The organism is Citrobacter sp. RHBSTW-00859 (assembly GCF_013729795.1).
In the GTDB taxonomy this organism is placed as follows: domain Bacteria; phylum Pseudomonadota; class Gammaproteobacteria; order Enterobacterales; family Enterobacteriaceae; genus Citrobacter; species Citrobacter braakii.
In genome coordinates, this window is sequence record NZ_CP056284.1 from 1,561,196 (window position 1) to 1,576,831 (window position 15,636).

At 51.4% G+C, this 15,636-nt stretch carries 16 protein-coding genes, 1 tRNA gene and 2 pseudogenes; 9 read left to right on the forward strand and 10 right to left on the reverse strand.

Going from position 1 to position 15,636, the window contains the following annotated elements:
• Positions 1–50 precede the first annotated feature (50 nt).
• A pseudogene (locus tag HV302_RS07755) lies at positions 51–257 on the forward strand (hypothetical protein); the annotation flags it as partial.
• A 107-nt stretch (positions 258–364) separates the two neighbouring features.
• On the opposite strand, the gene HV302_RS28210 reads toward HV302_RS07755, so the two are convergent.
• On the reverse strand, positions 365–577 hold the full coding sequence (locus HV302_RS28210; RefSeq protein WP_326928769.1) for a hypothetical protein: 213 nt from the start codon (positions 575–577) through the stop codon (positions 365–367).
• 43 nt (positions 578–620) lie between these two features.
• On the opposite strand from HV302_RS28210, the gene HV302_RS28215 reads away from it, so the two are divergent.
• Positions 621–1,622, forward strand: coding sequence for a hypothetical protein (locus HV302_RS28215; protein ID WP_326928770.1), 1,002 nt, complete (start codon positions 621–623; stop codon positions 1,620–1,622).
• A gap of 205 nt (positions 1,623–1,827) precedes the next feature.
• Here the strand turns inward: HV302_RS28215 and HV302_RS07770 are convergent, their stop codons facing one another.
• From HV302_RS07770 to HV302_RS07800, 7 genes and pseudogenes are all read right to left on the reverse strand, one after another.
• A complete protein-coding gene (locus HV302_RS07770; protein ID WP_181627156.1) occupies positions 1,828–2,019 on the reverse strand; it encodes a hypothetical protein in 192 nt (63 codons plus the stop codon).
• Positions 2,019–2,741 carry a phage tail protein gene (locus HV302_RS07775; protein ID WP_191212337.1) on the reverse strand — a complete coding sequence of 241 codons (723 nt, stop codon included), beginning with the start codon at positions 2,739–2,741 and terminating at the stop codon, positions 2,019–2,021. The genes HV302_RS07770 and HV302_RS07775 overlap by 1 nt, the downstream gene beginning before the upstream one ends.
• A complete protein-coding gene (locus HV302_RS07780; RefSeq protein WP_191212338.1) occupies positions 2,698–2,868 on the reverse strand; it encodes a hypothetical protein in 171 nt (56 codons plus the stop codon). Before HV302_RS07780 ends, HV302_RS07775 begins: the two co-directional genes overlap by 44 nt.
• A pseudogene (locus HV302_RS07785) lies at positions 2,861–2,980 on the reverse strand (DinI-like family protein); the annotation flags it as partial. The gene HV302_RS07780 and the pseudogene HV302_RS07785, both read right to left, overlap by 8 nt.
• Positions 2,981–3,001: 21 nt before the next feature.
• On the reverse strand, positions 3,002–4,159 hold the full coding sequence (locus HV302_RS07790) for a tyrosine-type recombinase/integrase (RefSeq protein ID WP_181627159.1): 1,158 nt from the start codon (positions 4,157–4,159) through the stop codon (positions 3,002–3,004).
• A gap of 160 nt (positions 4,160–4,319) precedes the next feature.
• Positions 4,320–4,394, reverse strand: a tRNA-Arg gene (locus HV302_RS07795).
• A gap of 75 nt (positions 4,395–4,469) precedes the next feature.
• Positions 4,470–5,411 carry a formate/nitrite transporter family protein gene (locus HV302_RS07800; protein WP_047416338.1) on the reverse strand — a complete coding sequence of 314 codons (942 nt, stop codon included), beginning with the start codon at positions 5,409–5,411 and terminating at the stop codon, positions 4,470–4,472.
• A 288-nt stretch (positions 5,412–5,699) separates the two neighbouring features.
• Between HV302_RS07800 and mlaA the strand changes: the two genes are divergently transcribed.
• A complete protein-coding gene (mlaA, locus tag HV302_RS07805; protein ID WP_003028190.1) occupies positions 5,700–6,455 on the forward strand; it encodes a phospholipid-binding lipoprotein MlaA in 756 nt (251 codons plus the stop codon).
• 59 nt (positions 6,456–6,514) lie between these two features.
• On the opposite strand, the gene fadL is transcribed toward mlaA, so the two are convergent.
• Positions 6,515–7,795: a long-chain fatty acid transporter FadL gene (gene fadL / locus HV302_RS07810; RefSeq protein ID WP_016157062.1), complete on the reverse strand. Its 1,281-nt coding sequence runs from the start codon at positions 7,793–7,795 to the stop codon at positions 6,515–6,517.
• A 371-nt stretch (positions 7,796–8,166) separates the two neighbouring features.
• On the opposite strand from fadL, the gene HV302_RS07815 reads away from it, so the two are divergent.
• From HV302_RS07815 to sixA, 4 genes are all read left to right on the forward strand, one after another.
• Complete coding sequence (locus HV302_RS07815; RefSeq protein WP_003834838.1) at positions 8,167–8,451, forward strand: YfcZ/YiiS family protein; 285 nt, start codon at positions 8,167–8,169, stop codon at positions 8,449–8,451.
• A gap of 176 nt (positions 8,452–8,627) precedes the next feature.
• Complete coding sequence (gene fadI / locus HV302_RS07820; RefSeq protein WP_016153879.1) at positions 8,628–9,938, forward strand: acetyl-CoA C-acyltransferase FadI; 1,311 nt, start codon at positions 8,628–8,630, stop codon at positions 9,936–9,938.
• Positions 9,938–12,085, forward strand: a complete 2,148-nt coding sequence (gene fadJ, locus HV302_RS07825; RefSeq protein ID WP_181627160.1) for a fatty acid oxidation complex subunit alpha FadJ — start codon at positions 9,938–9,940, stop codon at positions 12,083–12,085. Before fadI ends, fadJ begins: the two co-directional genes overlap by 1 nt.
• A gap of 208 nt (positions 12,086–12,293) precedes the next feature.
• The gene (gene sixA / locus HV302_RS07830; protein WP_003028179.1) at positions 12,294–12,779 is read left to right on the forward strand and encodes a phosphohistidine phosphatase SixA; all 486 of its coding nucleotides are present in this window, start codon (positions 12,294–12,296) and stop codon (positions 12,777–12,779) included.
• Positions 12,780–12,859: 80 nt separating this feature from the next.
• Here sixA and smrB read toward each other — a convergent pair whose 3' ends face one another.
• The gene (gene smrB / locus HV302_RS07835) at positions 12,860–13,411 is read right to left on the reverse strand and encodes an endonuclease SmrB (RefSeq protein WP_016157059.1); all 552 of its coding nucleotides are present in this window, start codon (positions 13,409–13,411) and stop codon (positions 12,860–12,862) included.
• 166 nt (positions 13,412–13,577) lie between these two features.
• Here smrB and prmB point away from each other — a divergent pair, with 166 nt between their 5' ends.
• Both prmB and aroC read left to right on the forward strand, forming a co-directional pair.
• On the forward strand, positions 13,578–14,510 hold the full coding sequence (prmB, locus tag HV302_RS07840; RefSeq protein WP_016157058.1) for a 50S ribosomal protein L3 N(5)-glutamine methyltransferase: 933 nt from the start codon (positions 13,578–13,580) through the stop codon (positions 14,508–14,510).
• A gap of 39 nt (positions 14,511–14,549) precedes the next feature.
• Positions 14,550–15,635, forward strand: a complete 1,086-nt coding sequence (aroC, locus tag HV302_RS07845) for a chorismate synthase (RefSeq protein WP_003028170.1) — start codon at positions 14,550–14,552, stop codon at positions 15,633–15,635.
• Position 15,636: the final 1 nt, after the last annotated feature.

Genomic DNA, 15,636 nt, shown 5'->3' on the forward strand with positions numbered 1-15,636 from the left:
GCATGATCGTCATTGGCCCTGACAATAAATTGTACGAAATTAAGCGCGTAATCAGCGACACGATGACGCTGCAGAGCTTCACTGAGGTTATTGACGCCAAGTTACGATATCCAAACACAGCGTTACTCCACATCGAATTCGATTCAAGCCAGTTTAACGGCTCTATCCCGCAAATATCCTGCGAACCGCGAGGGCGCGTAATCCGCGTTCCGGATACGTATGACCCGGAGACCCGCACCTATAGCGGTACATGGACACCTTCCGGCGTGGACTTTCATACGACCACGACGGCCATAAAAACGGCAAACTACGATTAACATATTAACCGCTTCGGCTGTTTTTTTATGCCTGGAGAAAATATGATTTATAACACCGGAACCATCAGCATCAACGGTAATACCGCAACCGGCACCGGCACGAACTGGACGGCACCAGCCAGCCAGGTTCGCGCTGGCCAGACGATTATTGTCATGTCTAACCCGGTCCAGATGTTCCAGATCACCGCTATCAACAGCGGCACATCGTTAACCGTTACCCCGGCTGCTTCACCGGCACTGAGCGGACAGACGTACGGCATCCTCGTTACCGACAGCCTCTCAGTCGATGGCCTGGCGCAAAGTATGTCGCAGATTATTAATGAGTACGGCGAGAATATCGGAGCATGGGCGACGTTCGCCAGCATCTCAGCGAACCAGAGCATCACCGTAACGATTAATGGGACCAGTGTAACCATTCCGGCCATTGGTGGTCTCGCCAGGAAAGGGGCAAATAGCGATATCACAGAGCTGAAAGGGCTGACCACCCCGTTAAGTTTGAAGCAGGGAGGACTCGGCGCAAACAACGCCGCAGACGCTCTCGCAAACCTTGGTTTAGGTTCGGGATTAACTGGTGTCGTTGGCGCGGCCATAAACGCACGAATGAGCGTCACTGCGCCATCAGCAATAGCCACATTTACAGCAGATGAGCTGATTGTCGGTGTCGCGCTGGGTGGATTGCAATATCGCCTTGGGAGCTTCAACAAAACAATCAACCTAGCTACAACCGGCGCTGGCGGGATGGACACGGGCACTGCGCCGGTTTCAGGCTATGTTGCACTGTATGCGATTTATAACCCGACAACTGCGGCCAGTGCGATGCTGGCTGTCAATGCCACGGCAGCTGTTGCCCCGCAGGTATATGGCGGTGCAAATATGCCAGCTGGTTATACTGCGTCAGCATTAATATCCGTCTGGCCTACCAGTTCAGGGTCGCAGTTTTTGACGGGATCACAAGTAAATAGAAATATTAATACCTCTCCAACAAGGGCCGTGCTGGCAACCACAACTCAGTATCCCCCTGGTAGCACTATTTCAATAGCAACCCTAGTACCACCTAACGCTGTTTTAGTTTCTGGTTCATTATTAATGTACTCATCAGAAACCAGTTTGATGAGTATATTAATATCTTCTGATTCTCAACGAAGTGGTGAGCATGGGATGACATCTACGGTCCAAGCATTTTCTGCGGTTGGCTCTTCGTTTTCAAATATATCAATTCCCACTTCGCAGATGGCGGGAATATCGCTGACATCATCGACTGGAACGCCATCGTTTAGCATATATATTACATGTTATAGTTTTTGAGGTTAAAATGACGACAATCTATGTTCAGTTTTCAGGGAAAGACGAAAAGGATATCGTCACGTACTTTAGTAACCCCCCATTACCTGATTCATTCGAAAATCTTGGAACGGTTGATGAATCAGATCCTCGATATGCGGCCTTCTGGAGTTCATTCCCAGTTATTGTGACGCAGTATTGGCCGGTTCCTACCAAGGCATGACGATAATTAATCAGGCACGACCATACCGTACTGCATCCCGTAAGTTGTCATGAGTGCGTAATAGTCGTGATAAATCTGGTCTGAGGATTGCACAGATGTAATGCCCGGACACTGTGCCGGGTCCTGATCTGTTGTGCCAAAATATGTCTGTATTGACTTGCCATCACCGCTTAAAACCACATAAATTTTCGTGCTCATCAGAATGTGTATCCTGTTAAGTTAATTGAAAATTGGAATGTCGCGCCATTCGTTGAGAACGCACTGTAATAGATGGTCTGCGGCGTGGTAATTGCATGGTCATTAAAGAAAACGCAGGAACCCAGGCCGCCGCCTGATGCCCAGATTGAGTTAAGGGCGAATCGAGGACCGTTATAGATAATCGGCAAGGCTAATAGCCAAATTTCGGCAACTTGCTGGCTTGATGTGGTTGTCGCAATTGACCCGGAGATTGTCTTTGCATTTTTTGGAAATGCTGATGATGAGGAACTTAATACTGACGCGGCGGTTGCTGTTGTTGTCGTACTCAGGATTACGTTTGACGTTATATAGACTTTACGGTCAATCTGATACCCAACATAAAACGTCCCACTTGATGTAAGCCAAACGCTGATAAGTGCGGACGCCGTGTATCCTGATGGCAAAGCGCCGTTATATATAGTAGAGAATACGCCGGTAGCATCAGTTGCATTCGCAGTCGACAGTAAAGCAGATGCGCCAGTTGTCGGGTTATAAATTGCATAAATGCCTAAATATCTAACTCCCGCCGATACAGCAACATCCATCCCGCCCGCACCGACAACCCCTAAATTGATAGTTTTATTAAAAGAACTGAGTCGATATTGAGTACCGCCCAGTGCTGTTTCTACAATAATTTCATCAGCCGTAAAAGTAGCGGTAGCTGACGCCGTAGCGATGCTCATAGCTGCGTTGCGCGTTGCGCCGACGACGCCGGACAGGCCGCCGCCTAAACCAACGTTTACGAAAATGAATATCCGCCACAGCGTAATCAAGACGTAACTGTGGCGGATATTGAAAATCTTTACTCACTCACTAACCAGAATTCAGCCTCTTCAAACATTTCCTGAACAGTACGGCTTATCTGTTCTTTCTCATGCTTGCTGGCGTCAGTGTTGATCGCCGGCAGTATCATCATCGGTTTGCAAGGCTTTGCGCTGCTTTTCTATGACACCTTCTCATCAAGCCAGTCCGCCCACCACTGCATCATCTCCCGGCGCTTATCCATGTACTGAGCGTGATTGTAAATCCCGCGTATTGATCCACTGTTAGCGTGCGCCAGTTGCTTCTCAATAGCATCAGCGGGCCATTCGTGTTCATTCATTATTGTGCTGAACTGGTGCCGGAAACCGTGGCCACTTGCTATACCTTCATATCCTATCTGGCGAATAACAAGCAGCACGGCATTCTCACTGATTGGCTTTGTTTTATCATTACGTCCGGCGAACACGAAGCTTGATATAGGCTGTGTTACCGGCCTCAGCATTTCAAGCAGAGAGACAACCTGATCTGACATTGGAACAAGATGAGGGCGGCGTCCTTTCATCACCTCTTCGGCGATCGTAATCGTCCTGGTTTCAAAGTCGACGTTCGACCATTGCATGGACCGGAGTTCTTTTGTTCTGAGCACCGTGTATTGCAGAACCTGCGTTGCTATGCGTGAAACGATGCTCCCGGAGAACCCAGCCAGTGCCTTATTGAATGCTGGTATCTGGTCTGCAGGAAGGAAAGGGTAGTTCTTCTTCCGGTATCCCTTCATGGCATCAGCAAGATCAGGGGCCGGGTTATACTTCGCGCGGCCGGTAACAATCGCGTACCTGAATACTTCCCCGCACCGCCGCCGCGCCTTATTGGCCCGTTCCATTGCTCCACGGTCTTCGAACCTGCGGATCACTTCCAGTATCTGCATTGGTTCTATCTCGTTAATCTCCATCCCGCCAATCAACGGCAGAATGTCATCCTGGAACATGCGCGACAGCTCGGTGCTGTATACCTCTGACCATACCTGTTTTTTGTGCTCGTACCATTCCTGGTATATAGAGCCGAACGAGTTGTCTTTAACTGACAGCTTTTTTGCTTTTACCGGATCGACACCGACAGAAACATCCTTTTTGGCAAGCCACGCTTTGTCTCTGGCTTCCTGCAATGACATGAGTGGATATTTTCCTACCGTCATCACCTTCTCTTTACCATCGAGCTTGTAACGCAATTGCCAGACTTTCTTTCCGGTAACCGGCACATAAAGGTACAGCCCGTTGCTGTCGAGCAGCCGGTACGGTTTATCTTTCGGCTTTGCCGCGTCGATCTGCTTGATGGTGAGCATGGGTAAAATTCCGGAGGGTAAAATTATTTACTCGTTTTTTACCCGCCGAAGCATGAGGCTGTCAACGTTCTATTGCGAACTATGGCGAACTAATATTTTATTGAGAGCTTGCTGTGTAAGGGATTTTGCGAACTACTGCGGAGAGTGGCGAACTGTGAAATGGTATCCCCTGCAGGAATCGAACCTGCAACTAGCCCTTAGGAGGGGCTCGTTATATCCATTTAACTAAGGGGACGAAGCGGCACGAGTATAGCGTTTTTTACTCACAACGGTAAGCCTCAGGCCACCCAACTGCTCAAACCGTCACCATTCACGCCTGTTTTTTCTGGTTTTTCTGCTTTTGCTCATCCCGCCTGGCTTGCAACCTGGCTTCTTCTTTGCGTTTATTGCTCATATCATTGCGGATCTGCGCGTGGCTCATCAGCGCGAAGATAAACGTCCCGCCACAGATATTCCCGGCGAGCGTAGGGAGAGCAAAGGGCCAGAAGAAATCACTCCAGTGCAGCGTACCATTAAAGACCAGATAGAGAATTTCCACCGAACCGACGACGATGTGCGTGGTATCGCCCAGCGCAATCAGCCAGGTCATCAGAATAATAACCACAATCTTTGCCGCACCGGCGGCGGGAAACATCCATACCATTGTGGCAATTAACCAGCCAGAAATGATGGCGTTGGAAAACATCTCCGTTGGCGTGTTTTTCATCACATCCATGCCGATTTTGACAAAAGCATCGCGGGTTTCTTCATCAAAAATCGGCATATGCTCAAACGCCCATGCGGCAACTCCGGTGCCAATAATATTACCCAGCAGAACCACGCTCCACAGGCGCATCAGCAGGCCAAAATTGCCGAGCGTAGGGTTTTGCATTACCGGCAGGACGGCGGTGACGGTATTTTCGGTAAACAGTTGCTGGCGGGCCATAATGACAATTATAAAGCCGAAGGTATAACCGAGGTTCTCCAGCAAAAATCCCCCAGGCACACCTTCCAGTTGCACATGAAAAATTCCTTTAGCCAGTAGCGAGGCGCCCATCGACAGTCCCGCAGCGATGGCTGACCACAGTAGCGCCATCGCGTCGCGCTCCATTTCTTTCTCCCCATCCTGGCGGATATGTTCATGGATCGCCATGGCGCGGGAGGGGAGTCTGTCCTCATCGACCTCAATCTTTTTACCCTCTAGCTTTTCGTCACTGTCGACCTGGAGTTCGTCGCTGTGCCGATCAATCTTTTCGTTCTCAATGTCATTCATAGCCGAATCCTGAATTAGCACGTATTGCTAAAGCGTAGCGGCTTTTGCCCGAAAATCAGCGGGAGAAAGTCTGAGATAGCAAAAATGGTAACGTTTGTTTTTATTGGGGTAGCTAGAATAGAGCCGCCGCGGAGTGCGCATTACCAGGCTATGATCAAATCAGTAACACAGGGTATATAGACATCATTTGACGTGCTGTTACAATCGCTCACATCTAAACAGGCGGATACGTCATCGTTCCGTCATGGATGGCAATCAGCGATAGCCATAATACACAGGGAGACACTTATGAAGCTTCGCCTGTCGGCGCTTGCGCTGGGAACCACACTTTTGGTGGGGTGTGCGAGCTCTGGTACTGAACAGCAGGGGCGTTCGGACCCATTTGAAGGGTTCAACCGCACCATGTACAACTTCAACTTTAATGTTTTAGATCCATACGTTGTTCGACCGGTGGCAGTTGCCTGGCGTGATTATGTCCCGCAGCCAGCGCGTAACGGTTTGAGCAATTTTACCGGCAACCTTGAAGAGCCGGCCGTTATGGTCAACTACTTCCTGCAAGGCGACCCCTATCAGGGGATGGTGCACTTCACCCGTTTCTTCCTGAACACCCTGTTAGGTATGGGCGGATTTATCGACGTGGCGGGTATGGCTAATCCGAAGTTACAGCGCGTTGAACCACACCGTTTTGGTAGTACGTTAGGCCACTATGACGTTGGTTATGGACCGTATATGCAGCTTCCATTCTACGGCAGCTTCACGCTGCGTGATGATGGCGGCGACATGGTGGATACGCTGTATCCGGTACTGTCCTGGCTGACCTGGCCGTTGTCGATAGGTAAATGGACGGTTGAAGGGATTGAAACCCGCGCGCAACTGCTTGATTCCGACGGTCTGCTGCGTCAATCTTCCGACCCTTACATCATGGTGCGAGAAGCTTACTTCCAGCGTCATGACTTTATTGCGAACGGTGGCAAACTCAAACCAGAAGAAAACCCGAACGCGAAAGATATTCAGGACGATTTAAAAGAGATCGATTCTGAGTAAGGAAGGATGAAAATAAAAAGGTGAGCTAAAAAGCTCACCTTTTTTATATCTGAAGAAAATCAGAATGCGTAGTTGAAGTTGGTACCGAACAGCCAGGCTTTACCTTCAGAATCGAAAGTATATGGGCCTTCTTTGACGGTCACTTTCTGGCCGTGCATATAAGAAACGCCTACGTCAATGGACGCGTCATCATTGAAGGCGTAAGTGGTACCCGCACTCAGCCACAGACGGTCCTGGTCTGGAATGGAGATGGAACGCTTGCTCGCAGGAACCGGGCTATCGTCATAGGCGATACCGGTACGGAAGGTCCAGCTTTTATCCATGTAATAAGTCGTACCCAGCGCGATGCGGTAAGAATCTTTGAACCCTTCTTCTTTATAGAACAGCGTCTGCCCGTTGGTGCCGGTTGCTTTCAGTTCCTGGAACTGACTCCAACTGGTGTAAGCCATGCTGTAGTGAATAGCCCACTGTGGTGCAACGCGGTTGTAACCCGACAGTTCCCACATTTCCGGCAGGTTAAGCGTCAGAGAACCTGGGACGGTGGCGTTGGTGGTTCCCCAAGGGAACGCCGTGCCTGCGCCAGGTAACGCGTTGGCCTGGGTGCGGATGCCGCTCTTGTAATCGCCATCGAAGTCGATTTTGACTTCAGACCGATACGTTAAACCGTAGCGGTTATTTTTATCCAGCTCGTACAAAATTCCGGCGTTCCAGCCGTAACCCCATTCGTCACCTTTCAGGCTGGCAATTTTCTGGCTGACTTTTGGCAATGCAGCAGTTTGTTCACCGGAATAACGCTCAATTTTTGCATCGGCATAGACGGCATTAAAACCAACGCCAAAGCTCCAGCTATCATTCAGACGGTAGGCACCGCTCAGGTTCAGGTTGACCGTTTTAAGATCGGTCTTCCCGCCGTATTCGCCGACGATGTAGTTATCGTTAAATTCGGTTGCCAGGCCATAGTTTGACGTGACAGAAGCCCCCCAACCAAACTGTTCGTTGATCGGCATCACGAAGTGAGCATTGGGAACCCACGCCGTAGGCGCGATGTTGTCCGCATCGGTGCTGCGACCGGTGTATGGCGATTTACCGGAAATATTCACGTCTGGATCGATATACACCGCACCCGCTGAAAAAGTAGGGCGGTCAAACATCATAATCAGCGCCGGGTTACGACTGGCGTTACCTGCATCATCTGCAATAGCGCCTTCACCCGAATATGCCCGGCCAAGGCCAGAGGAAGAAAATTCGTTTAACTGAAAGCCTGCAGACCAGGCCTGTGTGGAGATAATTGCCACTGCGACTGCGAGAGCAGACTTTGTAAACAGGGTTTTCTGGCTCATGACCATAACCTCATTGATTTATTTTTATACAAACAATGTTACATACCGTAACAGGAGCGCGAAGTGTAGGGTCTGAGGTACAACTTAGAAATCAGACCAGTGCCGAGAGTATAGGTCTGACCAGCTGAAATGTTGCAAGTATGTTTATAAATATTTTCAATTCTGATCTCGGAAACGCGATCCAGCTGGCAAAATTGCGGGTATGCACACTCACCTGTTTGGGTGATTTTTGTTTTAGATCATTTTTAAGTGTGATTTCGGTCACTTATCCCATTTCATACAATTAACGACTGGAGAGGCGAATAATGGGAGCGTAAAATATCCCCATCGTTTATCTGGCACCACAGGTGCGAATACAGAGGAAATCTACAATGAGTAAATGCAGTGCTGATGAAACCCCGGTTTGCTGCTGTATGGATGTTGGCACCATCATGGACAACTCCGATTGCACCGCGTCATACAGCCGTGTGTTCGCGAATCGTGCAGAGGCAGAAGAAACGCTGGCCGCTCTGACTGAGAAGGCGCGTGGCGTGGAATCTGAGCCTTGCCAAATCACCTCGACCTTTACTGAAGAGTCTGAAGGTGTGCGTCTGGATATCGACTTTGTTTTTGCCTGTGAAGCTGAAACGCTGATCTTCCAACTGGGTCTGCGTTAATCCCTTCTTTAAAAGCCCTTGTTACCCGGTAGCAAGGGCTTTTTCGTCACTGTCAGTGATTATTCACTGTGTCTTAGCTCCCACTTTCTTTTCTCCCTGCTTGGCTAAATGTAAAAAATTGGTTAAGACTGTGATCAGGTCAGACCACTTATTTTTATTTTTTACAGGGGAGTGTTATGAGTCAGGCTTTACCGCTGGTTACCCGCCAGGGCGATCGCATCGCCATCGTAAGCGGATTGCGTACGCCATTTGCCCGCCAGGCAACCGCGTTTCATGGCATTCCCGCCGTAGATTTGGGGAAAATGGTCGTTGGCGAGCTGCTGGCGCGCAGCGAAATTTCTGCTGATGTGATTGAGCAACTGGTCTTTGGCCAGGTGGTGCAAATGCCCGAGGCCCCAAATATTGCTCGTGAAATCGTGCTGGGAACCGGGATGAATGTGCACACCGATGCCTACAGCGTAAGCCGAGCCTGCGCCACCAGCTTCCAGGCGGTGGCGAATGTCGCGGAAAGCCTGATGGCGGGGACTATCCGCGCAGGAATTGCCGGCGGTGCGGACTCCTCGTCAGTTCTGCCTATTGGCGTTAGCAAAAAGTTGGCGCGGGTGCTGGTGGATGTCAATAAGGCCCGGACCACCGGTCAGCGTCTTAAACTTTTCTCCCGACTGCGCTTACGTGACCTGATGCCCGTACCGCCAGCCGTCGCCGAGTATTCCACCGGTTTACGCATGGGGGATACGGCCGAGCAAATGGCCAAAACTTATGGGATTACGCGAGAGCAACAGGATGCCCTGGCGCACCGTTCTCATCAGCGCGCCGCTCAGGCGTGGTCTGAAGGCAAACTGGCAGATGAGGTGATGACCACCTACGCGCCACCTTTCAAAGATCCTTTTTCAGAAGATAACAATATTCGCGGTAACTCTACGCTGGCCGATTACGCCAAACTGCGTCCGGCCTTTGACCGAAAGCACGGCACCGTTACCGCGGCGAACAGTACCCCGCTAACGGACGGCGCAGCCGCCGTGATTATGATGACGGAATCGCGTGCGAAAGAGTTGGGGCTGGTGCCGCTGGGATACCTGCGTAGTTTTGCCTTTACCGCCATCGATGTCTGGCAGGACATGCTGTTGGGGCCGGCGTGGTCAACGCCGCTTGCCCTGGAGAGAGCGGGTCTGACCATGGCTGATTTAACCCTGATCGATATGCATGAAGCATTTGCCGCACAAACGCTGGCGAATCTTCAACTGCTGGGTAGCGAACGTTTTGCCCGCGAAGTGCTCGGCAGGGCGCATGCCACGGGCGAGGTTGATGACAGTAAATTTAACGTGCTGGGCGGATCGATTGCCTATGGACACCCCTTCGCCGCCACCGGTGCTCGCATGATCACCCAAACTCTCCATGAGTTACGACGTCGTGGTGGTGGTTTTGGTTTAGTGACAGCCTGTGCAGCAGGTGGTCTGGGTGCGGCAATGGTTCTGGAGGCGGAATAATGGAAATGACATCGGCTTTTACGCTAAACGTACGTCTGGATAACGTCGCTGTTGTTACCATTGATGTGCCCGGAGAGAAAATGAATACCCTGAAGGCGGAATTTGCCTCTCAGGTTCGGGTCATTCTGAAACAAATTCGCGATAACAAAGCATTACGCGGCGTGGTGTTCATTTCGGCGAAACCCGATAACTTCATTGCCGGGGCGGATATCAACATGATTGGTCGCTGTCGCAGCGCGCAGGAAGCTGAAACGCTGGCACGCCAGGGGCAGCAGATTATGGCGGAAATTAATGCCTTGCCGATCCCCGTTATCGCCGCAATTCATGGCGCCTGTCTCGGCGGTGGCCTGGAGATGGCGCTGGCGTGCCACAATCGTATTTGTACCGATGATGCTAAAACCGTACTGGGTTTACCGGAAGTGCAGCTTGGTCTGCTGCCCGGCTCTGGCGGTACCCAGCGGTTGCCCCGTCTGATTGGCGTCAGTACCGCGCTGGATATGATCCTCACCGGAAAACAACTACGTGCAAAACAGGCGCTGAAAGTGGGTTTAGTGGATGAAATTGTACCGCATACCATTTTGCTGGAAGCGGCCGTAGAACTGGCCAAAAAGGACAGTACCGCACACCGTACTCTGCCGGTGCGAGAGCGTGTGCTAGCGGGGCCGCTGGGGCGGGCGCTGTTATTCCGCATGGCCAGTAAAAAGACGGCGCAAAAAACGCAGGGCAACTACCCTGCAACAGAACGTATCCTTGAGGTCATCGAAACCGGCCTGGCGCAAGGCAGCAGCAGCGGTTACGACGCCGAAGCCCGCGCGTTTGGCGAACTGGCGATGACATCTCAGTCTCAGGCGCTGCGGCACATCTTTTTTGCCAACACCGATGTGAAAAAGGATCCCGGAAGTGATGTGAAGCCTGGCCCGCTAAACAGTGTAGGCATTTTGGGCGGCGGTCTGATGGGGGGCGGTATTGCCTATGTAACGGCCTGTAAAGGCGGCTTGCCGGTGCGTATCAAAGATATAAATGCCAAGGGAATCAACCACGCGCTGAAGTACAGCTGGGATCAGCTTGAAACGAAGGTTCGCCGCCGTCATATCAAAGCCAGCGAGCGTGATAAACAGCTGGCGCTGATTTCGGGATCAACCGATTACCGTGGCTTCGCTCATCGCGACCTGGTTATTGAAGCCGTATTTGAAGATCTGGCGTTAAAACAACAGATGGTGGCAGAAGTTGAACAAAATTGCGCATCTCATACCATTTTTGCCTCTAACACCTCATCTTTGCCGATTGGCGATATTGCGGCGAACGCTGCCAGGCCTCAACAAGTAATTGGTTTGCACTTCTTTAGCCCGGTGGAAAAAATGCCGCTGGTCGAGGTTATCCCGCATGCCACGACCTCTGAGCAGACAATTGCCACAACCGTTAAACTGGCGAAAAAGCAGGGCAAAACGCCGATAGTGGTCAGAGATAAGGCCGGATTTTATGTTAACCGCATTTTAGCGCCATACATTAACGAAGCTATTCGTATGCTGACCGAAGGCGAGCGGGTTGAAGCCATTGACGCCGCGCTGGTTAAGTTTGGTTTTCCGGTCGGGCCAATCCAACTTTTGGATGAGGTCGGAATTGATACGGGCACTAAAATTATACCAGTGCTTGAAGCTGCATATGGAGAACGTTTTAGCGCGCCTGCAAATGTTGTTGCTTCAATTTTGAATGACGATCGCAAAGGTAGAAAAAATGGTCGGGGTTTCTATCTTTATGGAGCGAAAGGGCGTAAAAGCAAAAAACAGGTCGACCCTGCAATTTATACGCTTATTGGCGTCCAGGGGCAGGGCCGACTCACCGCCGCGCAGATAGCCGAGCGGTGCGTTATGTTAATGCTCAATGAAGCAGCACGCTGTTTCGATGAGAAGATTATCCGCAGCGCGCGTGATGGCGATATCGGCGCTGTATTTGGTATTGGTTTTCCGCCCTTCCTCGGCGGCCCGTTCCGGTATATGGATTCGCTCGGCGCGGGTGAAGTGGTTGCTGCTCTGCAACGACTGACCACGCAATACGGCTCGCGGTTTACGCCGTGTGAGCAGTTATTGCAGATGGCGGAACGCGGTGAAAGATTCTGGAGTAATGGGGAAACTGACCTGAATTCATGAGGTCAAAGGTAGGATGAATCCGCACTGAATGTATGGGTCGCGCTCAAAATGTAAACAGAGATTGACTATACTTACGCCGTTGAGGTAAAAAACAGCGTTTCATTCGGTGAATGGATAAGGCACAATGCCGGCCACCACATCGTTACCACGGTCAATAGGGGCTGTGGATAAAGGTGTCGGTGATTCTGGTTAACAAAAGCGGTGCAATATGCAAGTTTTTATCATGCGTCACGGCGACGCAGCCCTCGATGCCGCCAGTGATTCGGTTCGTCCCTTAACCTCCTGTGGTTGTGACGAATCTCGCCTGATGGCGAACTGGCTGAAAGGTCAAAAAGTGGATATCGAACGTGTTCTGGTGAGCCCGTTCCTACGAGCCGAACAAACGCTGGATGTGGTGGGGGAATGTATGAACCTGCCAACCGGTGTGGATGTTTTGCCGGAGCTGACTCCCTGCGGCGATGTCGGTCTGGTCAGCGCCTATTTACAGGCTCTGGCCAATGAAGGTATCGCCACGGCGCTGGTCATCTCTCACTTACCTTTAGTGGGGTATCTGGTGTCTGAACTTTGCCCAGGCGAAACACCGCCGATGTTTACCACATCAGCGATTGCCAGCGTAACGCTTGATGAGAGCGGGAAGGGTACTTTTAACTGGCAGATGAGCCCGTGTAACCTGAAAATGGCAAAAGCAATTTAAAAAGCCTGGAATCGGATAAGGCACAGCCGTCATCCGGAAAATCAAAGAGCCGCAAATGCGGCTCTTTCTGTTTTTCTGCATCAGGGAAGTTCGGGTGGTTGCCACTCTTCCACTTCAATCAGCAGCAGCAGCGCGGCGTCGCCACCGTACTCTTTTGGCGCTTGATGAAAGGCCATCACGTGCGGATGCTGCGCCAGCCAGAGCGGCGTTTGCTGCTTAAGAATATGTTTTCCGTGACCATGCATCACGCAGGCGCAAAACACATGCTCACGACGACAGGCGGCAATCAGCGCGCCTAACTCCTGTTTGGCCTGCTGCTGGGTCAGCCCGTGCAGATCGAGAAACAGCTCCGGGGAGTAATCGCCACGGCGCATTTTCTTCAGTTCGAAATGGCTGACGTCGGCACGCAGATATCTTACCGGGCCGTCCGTATTTAGCAGCGGCTGAAACTCGTCCGAGAAATAGTGACTGGCATCAGCTTGTTCCTGCAGCAGCCTTTTAACCGGAACCTCGGTAATTTTTTTACGTAGCGGTCGGTGAACAATGGTGTCCTGTTTAATTTTACGCGTGCCGGTCATCAGCTGGCGAAACAGCGTCTGATCCTCCTCGCTGAGCGATGTTTTCTTTTTCATTCGAGAGTCTCATCTTTTATTTTTCGTTAGTTTAACCCGACTCGGCGGGCATCCGATCGCTTAAAACGCAATTTTCGCGCTCAGGCCCTGTGTGAATGCTGATTTATCGCCGTCTTCGTGGCAAACTAGCCGCCGAAATTAATACGAGCATGCCCTGGAGGAATACGTGGATAAAATTTTCGTCGATGAAGCAGTGAGTGAACTGCATACCATTCAGGACATGTTGCGTTGGGCGGTCAGCCGTTTTAGCGCGGCGAACATCTGGTATGGCCATGGCACGGATAACCCATGGGACGAGGCCGTACAACTGGTGCTGCCGTCACTTTATCTGCCGCTGGATATTCCAGAAGATATGCGTACCGCGCGTCTGACTTCCAGCGAGCGCCATCGCATTGTTGAACGCGTGATTCGCCGCGTCAACGAGCGCATTCCGGTCGCTTATTTGACCAACAAAGCCTGGTTCTGCGGGCATGAGTTTTATGTTGATGAGCGCGTGTTGGTACCACGTTCGCCGATTGGCGAGCTTATTAATAACCGCTTTGCGGGCCTTATTAATGAGCAGCCGCAGCATATCCTGGATATGTGTACCGGCAGCGGCTGTATTGCCATTGCCTGCGCCTATGCTTTCCCGGAGGCCGAAGTGGATGCGGTGGATATTTCCACCGACGCGCTGGCGGTGACCGAACACAATATTGAAGAGCACGGCCTGATCCATCATGTTACGCCGATCCGTTCCGATCTGTTCCGCGATCTGCTGAAAGTCCAGTATGACCTGATTGTGACCAATCCGCCGTATGTCGATGCGGAAGATATGTCCGATCTGCCAAACGAATATCGTCATGAACCTGAGCTGGGTCTGGCGTCCGGCAGCGATGGACTAAAACTTACCCGTCGCATTCTGGGTAACGCTCCGGACTACCTGTCAGATAACGGTATTCTGATTTGTGAAGTCGGAAACAGCATGGTACATCTGATAGAGCAATACCCGGATGTACCGTTCACCTGGCTGGAGTTCGACAACGGCGGTGAAGGTGTATTCATGCTGACCAAAGAGCAGTTAGTTGCTGCTCGCGAGCACTTCAGCATTTATAAAGACTAAATACACGCGCACATACACAACACTCATAACGGAGCCGTGATGGCAGGAAACACAATTGGGCAACTCTTTCGCGTAACCACTTTCGGTGAATCACACGGGCTGGCGCTCGGTTGTATTGTCGATGGTGTTCCGCCGGGCATTTCTCTGACAGAAGCTGACCTGCAGCACGATCTCGACAGACGCCGTCCGGGCACATCGCGCTACACTACGCAGCGTCGTGAGCCGGATCAGGTGAAAATCCTCTCCGGTGTGTTCGAGGGCGTTACCACCGGCACCAGCATTGGCCTGTTGATCGAAAATACCGATCAGCGTTCACAGGATTACGGCGCGATTAAGGACGTTTTTCGTCCAGGACACGCCGACTATACCTATGAGCAGAAGTATGGCCTGCGTGACTACCGTGGCGGCGGACGCTCATCCGCACGTGAAACGGCGATGCGCGTTGCGGCCGGAGCGATTGCCAAAAAATATCTGGCGGAAAAGTTCGGCGTTGAAATTCGCGGCTGTCTGACGCAGATGGGTGATATTCCGCTGGAGATCAAAGACTGGTCCCAGGTGGAACTTAACCCGTTCTTTTGTCCAGATCCGGATAAACTCGAGGCGCTGGACGAACTGATGCGTGGGCTGAAGAAAGAGGGCGACTCCATCGGAGCGAAGGTGACCGTGGTTGCAAGCGGCGTACCAGCGGGTCTCGGTGAACCTGTATTTGACCGCCTGGATGCTGATATCGCTCACGCGCTGATGAGCATTAACGCCGTTAAAGGTGTTGAGATTGGCGACGGTTTTGACGTTGTTGCACTGCGCGGCAGCCAGAACCGTGATGAAATCACCAAAGAAGGTTTCCAGAGTAATCATGCGGGCGGCATTCTTGGTGGGATCAGCAGTGGGCAACAAATCATTGCTCATATGGCGCTGAAACCGACCTCGAGTATTACCGTTCCAGGGCGCACTATTAATCGCTTTGGTGAAGAAGTCGAAATGATCACCAAAGGTCGTCACGATCCGTGTGTTGGGATCCGCGCCGTGCCAATCGCCGAAGCGATGCTGGCGATCGTGTTGATGGATCACCTGCTGCGTCAGCGGGCGCAAAATGCGGACGTGAAGACCGATATTCCACGCTGGTAAG